Here is a 1674-nt window from a genome sequence, read left to right as displayed (position 1 = left end):
CAAAAGCTCAACCAGCACAAACCCGAAACCGTCGGCCAAGCCAGCCGCATTTCCGGCGTAACCCCTGCGGCAGTGGCGTTGCTGATGGTGCATTTGAAGCGCGGGTTTAAGGGGGCGAAGTAGGCTCACCCGCAGATAAGAAAAGGTCGTCTGAAACCGAAAATCAGGTTTCAGACGACCTTTTTTAATACCGACACATATTTATGTAGATTAAAATAGAACGCACCCCCTGCCGTCATTCCCGCGCAGCGTCGTAGGTCGGATTCTTGAATCTGACATCTTGGACAGCTGTGTCGGATACAAGTATCCGACCTACGGCTTGCTGTGGCAGGCCTTCTACCGGGCCGACATCGAACGCAAAATCCGCGACGAATACCTGCTCGACAAAAGCGGTGCAGGCTGGTATAAAATCCGCAACGCCCTGAAAAAGGCCGCTCCGCAAACCGACTTCGCCCCCTTCGAAACCACCTACGCCGCCCTCGCTGCCAAACTCGAACCACTGGTGTAAGAATACGGCTTTTTGAAAGAATAGGCAGCCTGAAAAAAGCAGCCTGCACCCCCAAAACAAGGAAACCCCATGATCCCCACACAACACACCGTACTCATCACCGGCGGCGCCACCGGCATCGGCTTTGCGCTGGCAAAAAAGTTCCATGCAGCGGGCAACCGCGTGATTTTGGTCGGACGGCGCGAAGACGCGCTACGCCAAGCCGTAGAACAACTTTCAGGAGAACAGCTTTCAGGCAGCCTGCACGATAACGGCGCACGTTGCGGATATGCCGTCGCCGACGTTTCCCAAGCCGAAGACCGCGCACGGCTGGCGGCGCAGTTTCCCGAAACCAGTATCCTCATCAACAACGCCGGCATCCAGTTCACCAAACGGTTGGACGAGCAGACGGACGACGAAATCGCGCAGGAAATCGCCGTCAATCTCACCGCGCCCGTGCAGCTCACCCGCGCCTTCCTACCCATGCTGGCGGGCAAGCCGCAGGCCGCCGTTATCAACGTATCATCGGGCTTGGCGGTGGTGCCCAAGGAAACCTGCGCCGTTTACTGTGCCACCAAAGCCGCGCTACACAGCTTTTCGCAAGTGTTGCGCTGGCAGTTGGAAAACAGCGGTATCCGCGTGTTCGAAATCCTGCCGCCCATGGTCGCCACGCCCATGTACAAAGGCAAGGGGCACGCGCACCTGAAAATTTCGCCCGACGAATTGGCAGACGAATTTTGGCGTGATTTTGAACGCAACCGCTTTGAAAGCATGATTGGCAAAACGAAGTGGCTCTATTGGATTAACCGCCTCTCCGCACGGCTGGGGCAGCGGATTATGCGGAAGGGTTTGTAATCATGAACGCTCCGTCTTCAGATTATCGTGCCGTATTGGATTTTTGGTTTCGCGAAACTGCGCCGCAGCAATGGTTTGCCCGATCCGATGCGTTCGACGGCATCATCCGCCAACGCTTTTTTGCCGTGTGGCAACGCGCCGCACAGGGCGAACTGGCCGACTGGCGCGAATGCCGTGCAATACATTCGCGGACAAGACCCGCTCCTGCTGCGCCGCGAACAAGCCTACCTCGGCGTATTGGTGGACGACCTCATCACCAAAGGCGTGAACGAACCCTACCGCATGTTCACCAGCCGCGCCGAATACCGCCTGCAACTCAGGGAAGATAACGC

General features: G+C 57.0%; 2 protein-coding genes and 2 pseudogenes. All 4 read left to right on the top strand.

The window, feature by feature from the left end; genetic code table 11:
- Nucleotides 1-123, top strand: a pseudogene (locus ACI43T_RS11880) (hypothetical protein); the annotation flags it as partial.
- Nucleotides 124-280: 157 nt separating this feature from the next.
- Entirely contained in the window at nucleotides 281-508 is a 228-nt protein-coding gene (locus tag ACI43T_RS11875) for a hypothetical protein (protein ID WP_405387308.1), read from the top strand.
- Nucleotides 509-577: 69 nt separating this feature from the next.
- Entirely contained in the window at nucleotides 578-1342 is a 765-nt protein-coding gene (locus ACI43T_RS11870) for an SDR family oxidoreductase (RefSeq protein ID WP_003779684.1), read from the top strand.
- 2 nt (nucleotides 1343-1344) lie between these two features.
- Nucleotides 1345-1455, top strand: a pseudogene (locus ACI43T_RS11865) (DUF924 family protein); the annotation flags it as partial.
- Nucleotides 1456-1674 lie beyond the last annotated feature (219 nt).

The organism is Neisseria oralis, from assembly GCF_045062685.1.
Taxonomy (GTDB): domain Bacteria; phylum Pseudomonadota; class Gammaproteobacteria; order Burkholderiales; family Neisseriaceae; genus Neisseria; species Neisseria oralis.
Note: the sequence above shows the minus strand (reverse complement) of the source record. Positions and strands in the feature narration are given on the sequence as shown.